The sequence below is a fragment of the Bacteroidota bacterium genome, assembly GCA_019637975.1.
Lineage (GTDB): Bacteria > Bacteroidota > Ignavibacteria > UBA10030 > UBA6906 > CAADGV01.
This window is the reverse complement of sequence record JAHBUR010000009.1, coordinates 92355-109080: the sequence shown is the minus strand read 5'-3', so window position 1 is coordinate 109080 and position 16726 is coordinate 92355. Positions and strand designations below refer to the sequence as shown.

Here is a 16726-nt window from a genome sequence, read left to right as displayed (position 1 = left end):
ATGCCATCGTGGCTTTCTCTAGTCCAGGTACTTGTACGCTTCAAGTGTGAGGAAGTCGGCGAAACGATCCCGCGTGACAAGCTGATCAAAAAGCATTCGGGCAATGTCAAAGTGGGATGCGGCGAATGCCTCCTGCCCGATTGCTTCTTCGATCTTCTTCAACTCCTCGTCACGCAGCGTTTGGTACATAAACTCATTGACAAGTCTGCCGTCAGCAAGTTGCGCTCTTTCATGATGCAGCCACTGCCACACTTGCGAGCGGGAGATTTCTGCTGTTGCCGCGTCTTCCATCAAATTGAAAATCCCTGCCGCACCAACGCCTCTCAACCACGATTCGATGTATTGCAGTCCGACATTGATGTTGTTGCGCAACCCTGTTTCGGTTATTGTTGCATTCGGAACTGTGAAGTTGAGCAACTCCCCCGCAGTAACGTTCACATCCTCGCGCATCCGGTGTTTTTGATGGGGGGATGCGCCGAGAATCGCATCGAACGGTTTTCGGGCAACGGGAACGAGATCGGGATGGGCAACCCAGGTTCCATCGAAACCATCGTTTGACTCACGTATTTTGTCCTCAGTGACCTTTGCGAGCGCGATGTCGTTGATTTTTGGGTCTTTTCTGCTTGGAATGAACGCCGCCATTCCGCCGATTGCGTGAGCTCCTCGCTTGTGACAAGTCTTGACAAGCAACTCTGTGTAGGCACGCATGAATGGCACCGTCATGGTCAGTTGTGATCGGTCGGGCAAAAGAAAGTCAGGGTTATTTCTAAATTTTTTGATAACGCTGAACATGTAATCCCAACGCCCTGCATTCAAGCCGACAATATGATTGCGCAACTCGTACAGAATCTCCTCCATTTCAAAGGCTGCGAGAATTGTCTCGATCAACACCGTCACCTTGATTGTACCCTGCGGAATGTCGAGCTCGTGTTGAGCGAACTCGAACACGCTGTTCCATAAATGTGCTTCGTGATGGTTTTCGAGTTTGGGAAGGTAAAAGTACGGGCCCGTTCCGCGATCAAGAAGATTTTGCGCTTGATGGAAGAAATACATCCCGAAATCAAACAACGAAGCCGACATTGGTTTGCCGTCGACAAGAACGTGCTTCTCTTCGAGATGCCAGCCTCGGGGCCGGACCATCAGTGTCGCAACGTGATCGTTCAGTTTGTATTTTCTTCCGTCCGGACTTGTAAATGTTATGGAACGATCGATCGCATCCCGCAAGTTGCGGTGGCCGTTCATGATATTTTCCCACGTTGGAGAGTTCGCATCTTCGAAATCAGCCATGAAGACACTAGCGCCTGAATTCAGAGCGTTAATCATCATTTTGCGCTCGACCGGCCCCGTAATTTCAACACGACGATCCTGGAGATCATCGGGAATGGTTCCAACGCGCCACACACTGTTTTCCCTGACAGCGCGTGTTGCCGGCAGGAAGTCAGGCCGATTACCGGCATCGATTTGTGCCTGACGGTCTTTTCGAGCTGCGAGAATTTGTGTCCGGGCAGGTCTGAATTCACGTTCCAATGTGACAACAAATTCCAATGCCTCGGGAGTCAGAATATCCGGGTATTCGTTCACCGATGTTCCAAGTAACGTGATTGCGTCAACGGCTGGGCCTGCGATAACTTCGTGCATAGTCTTCGATTCCTCTGCATAATTCCAAGTGGTATGAAATTGCGAGGGCATTCAATGCCCTCCGCCATTCTTCCAAAGAGAGTTCTACCGCCCTACTGTTGTCGCGTAGAACTGCGCCCGTTCGGTTGACCCTGCAAGCGCCGTCGTTGAGGATGTTCCGCCGGAGACAATCTGCGTGACAAGATCGAAGTACCCCGTTCCCACTTCACGCTGGTGCTTCGTTGCAGTGTAACCCACTGCTTCGCTGGCAAATTCTTCCTGCTGAAGTTCGGAATACGCTGCCATTCCTCGCCCTTTGTAGTCGTGGGCCAGTGTGAACATGCTGTGGTTGAGAGCATGAAATCCGGCCAGCGTGACGAACTGGAACTTGTATCCCATTTCGCCCAACTTATCCTGGAACTGTGCAATCGTTTCAGGATCGAGTTTCTTTGCCCAGTTAAATGAGGGTGAGCAGTTGTACGCGAGTAGCTTGCCGGGGAACCGTGCGTGAACGGCATCGGCAAATTCTTTTGCTTCGCCAAGATCGGGATGCGATGTTTCACACCAGATGAGATCGGCATACGGGGCGTAGGAGATGGCTCTGTCAATTGCCGCTTCAATCCCGCTTCTGACGCGGAAGAAACCCTCTGCTGTTCGTTCTCCAGTAACAAACTTGTGATCGCGGGGATCAATATCACTCGTCAGAAGATTGGCGCTGTCCGCATCGGTGCGGGCTACGATGAGTGTCGGTACGTTCATCACGTCGGCAGCGAGACGGGCCGCTGTGAGCGTGCGGATGAACTGGCTCGTCGGGACAAGAACCTTGCCGCCGAGATGTCCGCATTTCTTTTCCGATGCGAGTTGATCCTCGAAGTGAACGCCCGCTGCACCTGCCTCAATCATCGCCTTCATCAACTCAAACGCATTTAATGGTCCGCCAAACCCCGCCTCGGCATCCGCAACGATCGGAGCAAGCCAGTGAATACCGTTTAATCCTTCGGAGGAATGGATTTGATCGGCACGGAGCAGCGTGTGATTAATTTTTCTGACAACTTCGGGAACGCTGTTGGCGGGGTACAAACTCTGATCGGGATACATCTGTCCGGCGAGGTTAGCGTCGGCAGCTACCTGCCAGCCGCTGAGGTAAATTGCCTTGAGACCTGCACGCACTTGCTGCATTGCTTGATTGCCCGTCAACGCGCCAAGAGCCTTGACATAGGGTTCGGTATGCAGCAAATTCCACAATCGTTTCGCTCCAAGTTCCGCGAGCGTGTATTTGATGTCGACCGTCCCTCGAAGCTTTTGCACATCGTGTTCAGAGTATGGGCGGGTAACTCCGTCCCATCGATGGTTCATTGATCCCAGTGTTTGAACGTCCTCGAAGGTGGGCATGGCTCGGTCTCCCTTGAAATGATTGTGGATATGTGAAAGAACAAACTGGGAACAATATAGCTTGGCGAAATTCGTTTGTCAAGCGAAAATTCGCTTTAACATAAGTTTCGCTATTAGATGATGTTTTAGGTCACTCATTGTTTCGCTAATAGAGAAGAGATTTTGGCAGAAAAGGCTTATATTGGAACCGAACCCTGTTCCTTTTTGCGCAAAACAATGAATATCGACGCTGAGAACCTCCGGTTGATTTTGGGTGTGAAGATCAAACAGCTTCGCGCCGAGCAGGACCTTTCCCTGTCCGAGCTTGCTGCAAAGTCCGGGCTGTCGGTTTCTTATTTGAGCGAGATCGAGAAGGGAAAGAAGTACCCCACTCCGGACAAGATCATCCAGATTGCAAATGCCATCGGCGTTTCATTCGACGAGCTTGTTTCGGCGAAGATGTCCGCCTCGCTTGATCCTCTAACAATATTTCTGAAATCTCCCCTTATCAAGGAATTTCCCTTCGAGCTATTCGGCATTCAGCCGCGTGATCTTGTCGGCCTCATTACAGAGTCACCGCAGGAAGCCGGCGCATTCATTCAGACGTTGCTGGAGATCGGGCAGAACTACGACATGAGTGTCGAGCAGTTTCTGTTTGCTGCTCTCCGTTCATACCAGAAGTTGCATTCCAACTATTTCGAGGAGTTGGAAACAGCGGCCGAGGAGTTTGCACGCAAGCACAAACTGAAGATTGAGCAACCGGTCCGGGAGGATCAGCTTTTCGGCATTTTGAAAGATGAGTTCGGGTACGAGATGGGCGAGATTCCGTTTCGCGAATATCCCGAGTTGAAGAAGTTCCGTTCCATCTCCACCAAAGGCAAGACGCCGAAGCTGTTTCTTAACGACCGACTGCTTCCCTCACAACGGGCATTCTTGCTTGCCCGCGAGATCGGCTTCCGCACTCTCGGTTTGAAAGAGCATCCGATTACGTCAACGTGGTTAGAGGTGGGTTCTTTCGCGGAAGTGCTGAACAACTACAAGGCGTCGTACTTCGCAGGAGCGTTGTTCATCAACCGCATTGTTCTCCGGAAGGAACTTGACCTGCTGTTCAAGCGGACGACCTGGAACGGCAATGCGTTTTTGAATATCATGCGTCGTTTCGAGGCAACGCCTGAGATGTTCCTCTATCGTCTCAGTCAAATCATCCCGACCTTCTTCGGAATGCAGGAGATGTTCTATCTCCGTTTCAACAATGAGGTGGGCAGCAAGGACTTTGTGCTGACGAAAGAGTTGAATATGTCCCGCGTCGTTGTGCCGCACGCCATCGGGTTGAATGAGCATTATTGCCGCAGGTGGCTTTCGATTACCCTTCTGCAGCAGCTTGCCGAAATGCCGGGACGTACGCTCAAAGAGTCGACGATTACGGGCGTTCAGCGGTCACGTTTCATGGACGGGGATGCGGAGTTCTTCGTCATCTCGGTGGCGCGGCCGCTTGCGTTAACGGAGAATACCAATTCCAGTATCAGTCTGGGATTCCTGCTGAACGACAATTTCAAGAACACCGTCGGTTTCTGGAATGATTCCTCCATTCCCGTTGTCGAGGTGAATGAGACATGCGAGCGGTGTTCTCTTCCGAAGGCGGCGTGCAAGGAACGGGCTGTGCCGCCCCTTATCCATCGTAAACATCAACTGCAGAAGGAGCGGGAAGCATCCCTTCAACGCTTCTTGAAAAGCGTCGAGTAGCGGTGCTCCCCCGGTCTTTCTCATAACATAGAAAGGGTAGTACCGATATGACATCAACAAAAAAATCCGTTCAGATTACCTGGCTGGGGCATTCGGCGTTCAGATGTGAATCGCCTTCGGGAAAGACCATCTTGATTGATCCCTGGCTCGAGAACCCCAAAGCCCCTGCCGGAGCGAAAGACATCCCGCACGTCGATCTTATTCTTATCACGCATGGCCATTCCGATCATATCGGCAACGCCGTTGAGATTGCGAAGCGGACGAATGCACCTGTTGTCGGCATCTTCGAAGTCTATCTCTACCTCACATCCCTCGGCGTAACAAATGCCATCGGGATGAATAAGGGAGGCACGGTAGATGTCGGCGGCATCAAGGTCACAATGGTGGACGCCAAACACAGTTGCGATATTGATGTGGACGGAAAGATCGTTGCAGGCGGCGGTGAGGCGGCAGGGTTTGTGATTCAGTTCGAGAACAAACTTGTCCTTTATCATGCCGGCGATACCGCATTGTTTGGCGATATGAAGTTCATCGGCAAGCTCTACCAACCTGATATTGCCTTGCTTCCTATCGGCGATTTGTACACGATGGGTCCTCGTGAAGCGGCGATTGCCTGCGATCTCATCAAACCGAAGTATGTCATCGGCATGCATTACGGGACGTTTCCGGCGCTGACAGGAACCCCGCAGTTGTTGAGGCGACATCTACACACAAAAATGAAGAAGCGACTCGTCGAGTTGGAGCCGGGTTCGCCAGCGCAGTTTTGACGGGTTATTTTCCCACACATCCGCCGTAGAAAACGCCAAGACGGAAGACTTCGAACCGGAATACACTATTCAGCACTGAAGGGTCGTCGGCAAAATGCGTCCGCGCCTCCTCTTCTGAAGCAGCTTGAACAACAAGAAGTCCCTTATCAGAGTATCGTGCCCCAATCACAATCGTTCCCGATGTTCGGAGCTTTGACAGCAATTGAGAATGTTCTTTGAAAAACGCCTGTTCGTTCGGTTGCTTGGCAGAATCCCAGGCAGTCCCCGTTGTGTACTGAACCGCATAGTAGTTCTTCTTCACAGCCGGCGATGTCGTGTCCTGCGTCTGCGCGTATGCCTGAGTTCCGGTCAACAGAATAATCAGAATCGACCAATGAGAAGTCCTGTTGCATCGCATAAAAGCCTCGTATGTTTATCGTGGATGAATTGAGTTCAATCTATCAATACCGTGTTCTTCATACAAGAGCGATGTCGTGAACCCTTGGCGCGGCATAGGCGATTTGCCGAAGCAAATGTGGCTGATGTCGTTTGCCGTGTTCATCAACCGGGCCGGCATGATGGTGCTGCCGTTTCTTGTTCTCTATCTGAACAGAACGATCGGCTACACGGTCAAAGAAGCCGGATTTGTGGTTGCCAGTTACGGCATTGCAGCGCTTGTCACGGCGTCGTTTGCCGGAAAACTCAGCGACCGCTTCGGGCCGCTGCAGGTGATGCGCTACTCGCTCGGATTGAGCGGGCTTCTGCTTTTCCTTCTTCCCTTGGCGCACACCTTCGCTGCAATCGTTGTTGCGGTTGTGGTGTGGTCGGCTATCAGCGAGGCATTTCGTCCGGCGGCGTTGGCGTTTATTGCCGACATCACTCCGCCGGAACAGCGCAAAGCCGCGTTTGCGCTCAATCGTCTCGCCATCAATTTAGGCATGAGTATCGGTCCGGCCGTCGGCGGATTTCTGTTCGTCGTTTCCTATCGGGCGTTGTTCTGGGCCGACGGGCTGACCGCACTTGCCGCGTCGGCGTTGTTGTTCATGCCCTCGTGGAAGCCGTTTCTTACAACTCATCATGCGGCACGGCAAGCGACCGCACAGGCAAAAGCGACACTCCCCGCATTCAAAGACATGCGCTTGCTCTTCTTTTTGCTTGCGAGTCTGCCGGTGCTGGTTATCTTCTTTCAGCATGAAGCAGCGGTGCCGTTGTTCCTCGTACGCGACCTGCATCTTCCCGAATCCGATTTCGGGTTGATGTTTACGATCAATACCGTGTTGATTATTCTCCTTGAAGTGCCGCTGAACCTTGCAACAGCGCATCGCCCGCATCGGGAGATGCTTTCGATTGGTGCTGTGCTTGTCGGAGTCGGGTTCGGAGCGATGGTGTTCATCAGCGAATTTTGGGGATTGGCGGCGACGGTGGTGGTATGGACATTCGGAGAGATGATTTTTCTCCCGACTTCAGCAACGTACATGTCCGAGATAGCGCCCGCGGAACGGCGCGGCGAGTACATGGGATTGTATCAGATGATGTTCAGCCTTGCATTCGCACTCAGCGCATTGGTCGGCACGGCAATCCTCGATCAGTTCGGAGCAACAACATTATGGACGGCAACACTTGTTGCAGGGTTGGTTTCTGCGGGGATGATGTGGGGGGTGAAGGGAGAGTGAAAACAGCTTGTGGATCTCATCTCAGATATGCTGACAACGCGAAGGATATATCCATACTTCCGTCTGAAAAACACGAAGTCCCGTGAGAGACGATCTCACGGGACTTTTTATGAACGCAGAATCATACAACGACTATGACACGTCCGCCGGTTTCTCTTCTTCTTCCTCCGGCGTATCCACTTCACCGGCAGTGACGACGGAGAACTTTAGCTCGTCGGCCTTCTTGTTCACTTTTGCCCGCAGCACTGTTCCTTCGGGGTATTTGCCCTTCAGCAGTTCCTCGGCAATCGGATCTTCGAGGTACTTCTGCAATGCGCGTCGCAGAGGGCGTGCACCGAACGCCGGATCGTAGCCTTTGTCCGCGAGAAATTCCTTCGCCGGTTTTGTCAATTCAATCGTGATACCCATTGTCGCAATGCGCTTCATCAAATCGCGCATCTGAATATCAACTATTTGCATGATATGCTCTTTCGTCAACGATCCGAAGATAATCGTGTCATCGATGCGGTTCAGAAATTCCGGATTGAACACCCGCTTCAGCGCATCTTCGATTGTTGATTTGATCGATTCCGCCGTGTGTTTTGCCGAGTCTGTACCGAAGCCGAACCCGCCGCTTTTCTTGAGATCACGCGTACCGATGTTCGACGTCATGATGATGATTGTGTTCTTGAAATCCACGCGGCGTCCGAGGCTGTCGGTCAGAATTCCGTCGTCGAACACCTGCAAGAGAATATTGAACACATCAGGATGCGCTTTCTCAATTTCATCAAGCAGAACAACCGAGTAAGGTTTGCGGCGTACCTTTTCCGTAAGCTGGCCACCTTCTTCGTATCCGACATATCCGGGCGGGGCGCCGACGAGGCGTGAGACGCTGAACTTTTCCATGTACTCGCTCATGTCAATGCGGATCAGAGACTCTTCCGAATCGAACAAATAGCGGGCTAACGCCTTTGCCATTTCGGTCTTGCCGACTCCCGTCGGTCCGAGGAAGATGAACGAGCCAATCGGCCGGCTCGGGTCTTTCAGACCGGCACGTGTACGGCGGATTGCTTTCGTCAGCTTGATCAGGGCCTCGTCCTGTCCAACCACCTGATCCTTCAACGCAACATCCATCTTCAGTAATTTTTCGGATTCAGATTGAGCGACCTTGTTCACCGGAATGCTGGTCATCATCGAAACAACGTCGGCGATTTCCTGCTCGGTCACTTCATGAACCGTATCTTGCGCCTTCAGCTCCCACTCGCGCTTCGCAATTTCGAGATCGCTTAACAATCTCTTCTCCAAATCACGCAGTCGTGCGGCTTCTTCAAAGTTCTGGTTTTTGACAACCTGATTCTTTGATTGTTTGATTTTCTCTACTTCTCCTTCAAGGTCAAGAATTTCCTTCGGCACATGAATATTGGCGAGATGAACACGCGAACCCGATTCATCCATTACATCAATTGCCTTGTCGGGCAAATACCTGTCGGTGATGTAGCGGTCACTCAGCTTTACAGAAGACTCGATGGCCTTCGGGCTGTAGCGAACTCCGTGATGCTCTTCGTATTTGTGTTTGATGTTGGTGAGAATCTGGATTGTCTCTTCAACGGTCGTCGGGTCGACCATGATTTTCTGGAAGCGACGGTCAAGGGCGCCGTCTTTTTCGATGTACTGCCGGTATTCGTCGAGCGTTGTTGCGCCGATACATTGCAGTTCGCCTCGTGAAAGGGCCGGCTTGAACATGTTGGAGGCATCCAGCGAGCCCGATGCGCCGCCTGCTCCTACGATCGTATGCAACTCGTCGATGAACAGGATGACATCCTTCGCCTTCTCCAACTCATTCATCACGGCCTTCATCCGTTCTTCAAACTGGCCGCGATATTTCGTTCCGGCGACAAGTGCCGCAAGGTCAAGCGTGACGACCCGTTTGTTGTGCAGAACGCGTGAAACCTTCTTCTGAACAATGCGCATTGCGAGGCCTTCGGCGATTGCCGTTTTGCCGACGCCCGGCTCGCCGATAAGCACAGGGTTGTTCTTTTTGCGGCGGCTCAGCACTTGCGCAACGCGTTCAATTTCCTTCTCTCGTCCGACAATCGGATCGAGCTTGTCTTCGGCGGCCATCTTCGTCAGGTCGTGGCCGAAGTTGTCGAGAACAGGAGTCTTGGATTTCTCGGGCTTCTTTTCTTGTTGTGAACCGTGAGGCGGACTGCTGGGCTTGCCGCTGATGATATTGTCGAGTTCTCCGCGAACCACATCGTAATGGATATTGAATTGATGAAGGATTTGCGCCGCGATGTTGTCATCATCTCTCAAAAGAGAAAGGAGGAGATGTTCCGTTCCTATTACATCCGACTTGTAGAGCTTCGCTTCGAGGTAAGTAATTTTCAGAACTTTTTCCGCCTGCTTCGTCAGAGGGATATTTCCGATGGTAAGTGTGCCGCCCGACGTGCGGACTGTATCCTCAATCGCCTTCTTTAGCTTGTAGAGGTCCACGCCGAGGTTGCGGAGTATCTTTACCGCAATACCTTCTCCCTCTCGAATCACACCGAGCAGGAGGTGCTCGGTACCGATGTAGTCATGCCCCAACCTCAATGCCTCTTCGCGGCTAAGCCTTATGACGTCCTGCACACGGTTCGAAAAATTGCCTTCCATCCTTTTCCTTTGCTCTTCTGAAAAGTGGATTTATTCTGGTACTGAAACCCCTATCTCAACTGTAATCGTCAGATTTGCTAACGCAGCTTAGTATGACATTGGTTCCGAATCACAAATTCGGTGATTTGCCACGAGAAATATAGGTAAATGAGCAGGGTAAGTCAATTACGAATATTTTGAGATTCTAACGTATATCCGGCTCTGTTTGACGTGTGTCCTTTGTTTTCTTCCACAAAGCGGGTATATTTGGCAGAAATTTTTTCTGAAGTGACATATTCATAATCAGGGGAAGAACGGACAGTATGAGTGATCTGCAAAACGGGGGAAATGGCGCCTTCTCGAAGAAATCCGGCTCCAAGCTCCGTGAGTTTGGCAAGGGGATACTTCTCACAGCCGTTTCCATAGTTGTGTGCTTAGGTTTGCTTGAGGTTGTGGTTCGATTCGCTGAACCGAAAGAGGTAATGAGGTACTTCTATTCACAAGATGACGATATTCTCCACCACAAATTCAAACCGAATGCCACCGGGCGCTACAAAACCAACGAATTTGACACTGATTACAACATCAATTCTCTTGGCTTACGGGACAAGGAGTACAGCGTCCGGAAACCGGATAATACATATCGCATTTTGATGTTAGGAGATTCGTACACGGAAGGTGACGGCGTACACAGTCATGAAACGTTTTCGAAGCTTCTTGAAGATAGACTGAAGAAGCTTGCCGGCCCGATGACGTATGAAGTAATAAACGCGGGCGTGGGGAGTTATTCTCCCTTGCTGGAATACCTCTACTTGAAGCATTACGGCCTTCAACTCGATCCCGATCTCGTTATTCTCAACTTCGACTTGTCGGATGTGTATGACGATTATGTGTACACGAAAACCGCCCGTTTTGATGAGAAAGGAATTCCATTGGGCGTAAGTCCATCCGGCGAGCCCGACGGCCTGTTGACAGGCCCGCTTGCCGTCATCAAAGATTGGTTCAAGCATAATATCCGGCTCTATAACTTCATCCGCATCCGCATCACCCCGCAGCTTGAAATGGCCAAAAGACAAGGGGATTTCAACGGGGATATTTTCCGCGACAAGTATGCTATGCTCAGGGAAACGTATGTTGACAGCAGCAAGAACTGGGAGTTGACGCATAAGTATCTTCTGCTCATTCGTGACGAGCTTCGTGTGAAAGGGATTGATTTTTGGATGACCGTGTATCCCTACGGATTACAGGTTCACCCGAAAGAATGGAAGTCGGGGAGGGAGTATTGGCAATTCCGGCAGGATACGGTGTACTCTACGTGGCCGCAGGATCAGCTCGAACAATGGGCATCCGGCAACGGCATCAAAGCAATCAACATGTGTCCCGATTTCCGGGAGAGATCGAAAACGGTGTTTCCTCTGTTTCTTGACAACAACGGGCACTGGGTTGCAGCCGGGCATGAAGTAGTGGCGGAAGTCTTGTATCGTAACGTTGAACAATTCTTGAGCGAACGTGGAGGACCCCCGGCAACTCAAATGCCATCGTTCTGAATCGGGAGACTGCCGGGCTGAACAACAAAGGCTCCGTTTGTTCAACGGAGCCTTTTCTGTTTTACAATCGAGGTAGCGGACTTACTTCCCTTCAAGCCGCCAATCGAAGCTGTGCAACTTGTTGTGCAGGGTCTTCCTGCTGACACCGAGAATTCGGGCGGCTTTTGCTTTGTTGTTGCCCACCGAAGCGAGTGTTTCAAGGATGAGCTTCTTCTCCGCCTCTTCCACAGAACTGCCAATCGGGATGCTGATGTGCATGATTTCGTTCTGCGTTTTGAGGATTTTCTCCGGGAGATCGAGAACGGAAATTACTTCTCCCGGACAAATGACGACGGCGCGTTCAATGGCATTGCGCAGCTCCCGGATATTCCCCGGCCAGTGATAGGATTGCAGCATCTCGAGGTAGTCGCTGGCAAATCCGCGGATCTCCTTGCCGTACTTCAGGCCGAACAACTTCAGGAAATGATGAGACAATGGAACGATATCCTGCTTGCGGCTGCGAAGTGGAGGCAACTCCATTTCAACAACACTCAAGCGGTAATACAAGTCGGAGCGCAAAATTCCCTGATCCAAGGCGCTTGATACCTCGCGGTTTGTCGCGGCAATGACGCGTACATCCACTTTCAATTCTGTTCTTCCGCCCAGTCGCCTGAACGACTGCTCTTCGATTGCCCGCAGGAGTTTTGCCTGCGTTGCTGTGCTCATTTCACCTATTTCGTCGAGAAAGAGCGTACCTTCATTCGCCAGTTCAAAGCATCCGGGTTTCAGACTGAGGGCACCGGTGAACGCTCCTTTTTCGTGACCAAAAAGCTCGTTTTCCAGAATGTCCTTCGGAAGGGCTGCACAGTTGATGGCGATAAACGGTTTTGATGCACGCTTGCTTTTTGAGTGCAGAGCCTTCGCCACAAGTTCTTTCCCGGTTCCGCTTTCTCCCCAAACAAACACGTTGGCATCAGACGGGGCGACGGTGTTGATTGTTTGTTTCAGAAGGCTGATGGACGGGCTTTCGCCTACAATTTCCTCGAAGCTGATGAGGGCTCTGTTCCGTTCTTCGGACCGTCGCTGGGTCTTCTCTTTGACAAACTCGGCGAGCGCATCCTCTGTGGATTGCACAAGCCGCAACGGTTCGAGGGGAGTCACGAGCACGTCGAATGCTCCGGCTTTCATCAGCTTTACTGCGCTGTTAACGTCGGCACGTTCTGAAAGCACAATCACTTTGGTAAGCTGCTGCCGATCGGTAAGGTGCTTGAGAAGTCTTGTGTCGTCAACCATAGGATGGGATGCCGGCACGAAAATGAGTCCGTACTCCGCCGCTTGAATATGTTCGAAAACGTCACCGGAGTCGGGGAGCAGAGTGATGGGATACTCGACCCCGTTTGCATGAGTCGTGAGGGTTTGGGCATATTCTCTTAGCTCGTTGGCGAAGAGGATGGCCGGTCGATTCTTCAGAGAAGCCAGGATGAACTCCTTGGGGGATTAGAACAATTCTCAATCGGGGAAAACACTACCTTTTCGAATCAGGTAAGTATTCCGTGAACAAACTAAACAGAGCGAGTAAAAAAGTTACAATAGCTATTCGAAGTATACTCTATTGCAGCCCTTCTTCTGATGACACACGTCACAAATCAGCCCACCCCCTTTCTTCAAAGATCCAAAAACGACTACGTGTCTAGCCGGAATGCTTGTTTGTATTTGAAATTCCAGTGTTGTTGAGTCAAATATACATGTTACGGTTGCCGAAATGCAAGATGGGATTCAGTATCCTTGAAGATTGTTTCCAATGTCCGTTCCGCACGCTATTCATTGCGCGTTCAGCGTTTTTTTTGTACTCTATGCTTCAAACTCGGTTCATCTTCCATTTCCTATTACCTGAGTCGCGACAGACGTCATGCCCATAACACTCAAGCAGAAGAGCAAACCTTCACTCCAACAGCCGGGCCTGTTTTCCGCTATTGATTCGGTCGAGCACACTCTTCTGGTGGTTCCCACAAAGCGCAGGAGCCGGCATCTTGTCAGGGAAATGCTGTCAGGTGGGGGAAAAACGGTGGCCCAAGTACCGATCTTTACGCTGGAATCCCTTGCATTCAGGCTTTTCGAGGCTGCTTTCGAGAATCTCCGTGTTGTTGCGGACCCGATTCAAACCCTGTTGTTTGGGCAGGCAATTGTGGCTTCCCGGGGCACCTTGCGCTACTTTCACCTGAGGGATCGGGGGAATGTACTTCCGCGCGGCACGCTGGACAAGGTTATTCAAGTAATTCGTCATCTTAAAGAATACGGGATATATCCCGAAAACCTCGCGGAAGAGTTGGTATCGGAAGAGGAGGGTGATCAGCCGAAACTTCGCGACATTATCACAATCTACTCCACGTACGAATCCTTGCTTTCCAATCTCGCTGCAGTCGATCCTGAAGGCGTCTTCAAAACCCTGCACCACACCTGCCCACAGCCAAAGTTCGAAAACGCGTTCCGCGATGTTTTCCCCGATGTGCAGAGCGTGTCCATCGTCGGATTTGATGAGTTCACGGAACCCGAACTCGGCTTCATCCAGAAACTCTCCTCAATGGATGTGGAGGTAACACTCGTGTTCGATTTCCAACCGGGCAATGAAGCCCTGTTCGGACATCTGGAACAGAATTACAGAAGGTTTCTCGACATGAAGTTCGCGGCAGAACGCAATACAGGCAGCGGCACTCTTATTCTGAACAGGCCGCAAGTGAGCGACCATGTCGCGCAGACACTCCGGAATGTTGCAGCAAACATGTTTCGACGTGATGGAGAGATTGAAAGAGAGCGATGCGCCGATCATGTAACCGTGGTGAAGGCCAAGGATCGTATTGCCGAAGTTGAGTTCATCTGCAGGCTGATCAAGCAACTCGTGGCCGAAAAGCCTGCATTGGATCTCAGCCGGGTGTGTGTCGCGATGTATATGCCGCAGCTGTATACTCACATCATGCGTGAGCAATTCACGAGATACGGCATTCCTGTGAACATAACCGATCGGAACCGATTGGCGCAATCCCCGGTCGTCATTGCCATTGTCGGGTTGCTGGAAGTTGCAGTGCGGGGATTCCGTCGTGAAGATGTTCTCGGAACCGTCGGCTCAACGTACTTTGAATGCATGAACAACGGTACATCTGTCGATTCCTCTAATTTGATGAAGACAGCGCGGGAGTTACGTATTGTGGGCGGGGCACGCTCATGGCTTTCCAGAATCGATCGACAAATTCAGAAAGTCCGGCAAACTCATCTGATCTCTCTCGAAGAAGAGGAGCAGAAACGCGCGAAGCGCGACATCAACAAGCTTGAACAGGCCAAACAGGATATTCAATGGCTTGAATCCCTGTTGGCAGATATTCTTCCGGATCAGACTCCGGCGCAGTTCTTCATGTCCTTGCAGCATCTTCTTGAGACGCTTCATCTTTCGCAACGCATCGTGGCGATAGGCGTGAAGAATCGCCCCGAACTTGTGGAACAGGATGCACGGGCATTCGCCAAGTTCATCGATGTTGTTGAGCAGACAATGCATGTGCTGGAGTATCAGGCCGGAAAAGACCAACGCTATTCTCTCCGCTTCTATGTCGAACAGTTGAAGATTGCCCTTTCACAGGAACGCTACAACGTTCGTGAACAGTTCGGCCGGGGAGTTCTCGTCACATCAATTGACGAAACACGGGGGCTTCCGCTCGATGTCATGATCGTCGCGGGGTTGGTGGATGGCGAGTTCCCTTCCGTCTATCAGTCGGAATTGTTTTTCGGAAACAAGCGCCTCGCTGAGCGCGAGCAGCGGCACACATGGGAAAACCGGTACTTGTTCTATCAGGCGATCACAAACTGGTCGGAACATCTGTACTTGACATACCCCGAGCAGGAAGTCGAGCGCGATCTTGTACGCTCGGGTTTTATTGATGCCGTGCTGGCCATAGCCGAAGTCGAGCAGTGGGAATATCCGGGAAATGTACCGTTTGAATATACTATTCACTCGGCGGACGATTATTTACGGCATCACGGACGTGCCTTGCTTTCCGAAGAAAAGAGAAAGGAGGATGATGTTCCCGAAATCCTTCGTGATAAGGTGAAGGTTGTCGAGAAGGCTTTGCTTGTAGAATCGAATCGCGTGCAGACTCATAATCTCCCCGAATTCGAGGGGATGATCTTGAACGATATTTCGGAGGAAGCCAAAGAGAGTCTGATGCAGTTGAAGCATCGCGTGTACTCCGTCAGCCAGCTTGAATCGTACGGCAAGTGCCCGTACCAGTTCTTTGTCCGGCGTATTCTGCGGTTGAACAGTGTTGAGGATGTTGAGGAAGAGTTCTCTCCGCTGGACAAGGGTTCTGTTCTCCATGACATACTCTTCGAATTTTATGTTGAACGGAGAGACCAGAAGCTTCCCTCACTTGTTGGCTGCTCGGACACGGAATTCTCCGATGCCCACAAAATGTTGCTCGCAATTGCGGAACGCAAGCTTGATGAAATCGATATTCCCGACGCGTTCTGGGAGTTGGAAAAGGAACTCATTCTCGGCAACAAAAGTACCGGGGGGGAAGGCACGCTGCGCGAGTTTCTTGAACACGAGCGGAAGAGAAACTCCCCTCTGCAGCCGGGGTTCTTCGAAGTCGGGTTCGGGCCGCAACCGGGCTCGCGAAACCGCATCGACACGCAACTCTTTTCGGATGAGCCGGTTGTTGCCGGCAATATTCAGCTCAGCGGGAAGGTGGATCGTGTTGAAATCGGGGATGAAGCTTTCGTGATTGTTGACTACAAATCCGGCAACGTGCAGGCACGACTCGACGATGTTCGGTCGGGCATCAGCTTGCAGCTTCCGATTTATCTCTATACCATTGAACAGATGCTTGCAGCGCAATTCCGCAGGGAAATTACACCGGCTGGCGGTTTGTATTACAAATTACGCAGTCCCGTTGAGTTGAAGGTCGGCGTCGGCAGCGGCGAGCACAAGACCGAGTTGGAGGTAGCCCGGTCCAATGCCAATCTTCTTCCTTCAGACGCGGAACTCAAAGAACTCATAGCGCAGGCAATCAATCTGGTAAACTCGTTTGTGGATGAGATGACGCAGGGGAAATTTCCCCTCACATCTCACGACAAGATCGACAAGGTCTGTACCTATTGCGATTACAAGACAATCTGCCGCATACAAACAATCCAGCGTGTAGCACAGCCTGATCCGGAGAAAGAATGACACATATAGAACAACGGAAGGTCATCAACGAGTTGAGAGATTTTGAACGCAAGATGAACCGTAACGAGCAGGAGGATTTCCGTATGTTTGTCAAGCGTGACAAAGATGACGAGGATCTCGACGATCTCTCAAAAAAGAAACTCCTTGCGATGCACGAAAAATACGTTCTCAACAAACCCAAAAGGACTATCAAGTCGCCGTTTGGCGATTATTACGAGCAATAAC

Annotated in this window: 11 protein-coding genes; 6 read left to right on the top strand and 5 right to left on the bottom strand. The window is 51.2% G+C overall.

The features are described from left to right. Positions 1–18: 18 nt before the first annotated feature. Positions 19–1638, bottom strand: a complete 1620-nt coding sequence (aceB, locus tag KF749_06845; GenBank protein ID MBX2990874.1) for a malate synthase A — start codon at positions 1636–1638, stop codon at positions 19–21. 84 nt (positions 1639–1722) lie between these two features. Further along, positions 1723–3009, bottom strand: a complete 1287-nt coding sequence (aceA, locus tag KF749_06840) for an isocitrate lyase (protein ID MBX2990873.1) — start codon at positions 3007–3009, stop codon at positions 1723–1725. A gap of 216 nt (positions 3010–3225) precedes the next feature. Between aceA and KF749_06835 the strand changes: the two genes are divergently transcribed. Continuing rightward, a complete protein-coding gene (locus KF749_06835) occupies positions 3226–4731 on the top strand; it encodes a helix-turn-helix domain-containing protein (GenBank protein ID MBX2990872.1) in 1506 nt (501 codons plus the stop codon). 47 nt (positions 4732–4778) lie between these two features. After that, positions 4779–5498 (top strand): metal-dependent hydrolase, encoded by a 720-nt coding sequence (locus KF749_06830; protein ID MBX2990871.1) that lies wholly within the window; start codon positions 4779–4781, stop codon positions 5496–5498. A 4-nt stretch (positions 5499–5502) separates the two neighbouring features. Here the strand turns inward: KF749_06830 and KF749_06825 are convergent, their stop codons facing one another. Then, positions 5503–5895 (bottom strand): hypothetical protein, encoded by a 393-nt coding sequence (locus KF749_06825; protein MBX2990870.1) that lies wholly within the window; start codon positions 5893–5895, stop codon positions 5503–5505. Positions 5896–5971: 76 nt separating this feature from the next. On the opposite strand from KF749_06825, the gene KF749_06820 reads away from it, so the two are divergent. Beyond that, on the top strand, positions 5972–7150 hold the full coding sequence (locus KF749_06820; protein MBX2990869.1) for an MFS transporter: 1179 nt from the start codon (positions 5972–5974) through the stop codon (positions 7148–7150). A 132-nt stretch (positions 7151–7282) separates the two neighbouring features. On the opposite strand, the gene KF749_06815 is transcribed toward KF749_06820, so the two are convergent. Continuing rightward, the gene (locus KF749_06815) at positions 7283–9781 is read right to left on the bottom strand and encodes an ATP-dependent Clp protease ATP-binding subunit (protein MBX2990868.1); all 2499 of its coding nucleotides are present in this window, start codon (positions 9779–9781) and stop codon (positions 7283–7285) included. Positions 9782–10083: 302 nt separating this feature from the next. On the opposite strand from KF749_06815, the gene KF749_06810 reads away from it, so the two are divergent. Next, complete coding sequence (locus KF749_06810) at positions 10084–11307, top strand: SGNH/GDSL hydrolase family protein (protein ID MBX2990867.1); 1224 nt, start codon at positions 10084–10086, stop codon at positions 11305–11307. 81 nt (positions 11308–11388) lie between these two features. On the opposite strand, the gene KF749_06805 is transcribed toward KF749_06810, so the two are convergent. Continuing rightward, positions 11389–12579: a sigma-54-dependent Fis family transcriptional regulator gene (locus KF749_06805; GenBank protein MBX2990866.1), complete on the bottom strand. Its 1191-nt coding sequence runs from the start codon at positions 12577–12579 to the stop codon at positions 11389–11391. Between the two features lie 616 nt (positions 12580–13195). Here KF749_06805 and KF749_06800 point away from each other — a divergent pair. Together KF749_06800 and KF749_06795 are read left to right on the top strand one after the other, a co-directional pair. Then, on the top strand, positions 13196–16501 hold the full coding sequence (locus KF749_06800) for an exodeoxyribonuclease V subunit gamma (protein MBX2990865.1): 3306 nt from the start codon (positions 13196–13198) through the stop codon (positions 16499–16501). Further along, complete coding sequence (locus KF749_06795; protein ID MBX2990864.1) at positions 16498–16725, top strand: hypothetical protein; 228 nt, start codon at positions 16498–16500, stop codon at positions 16723–16725. Before KF749_06800 ends, KF749_06795 begins: the two co-directional genes overlap by 4 nt. Position 16726: the final 1 nt, after the last annotated feature.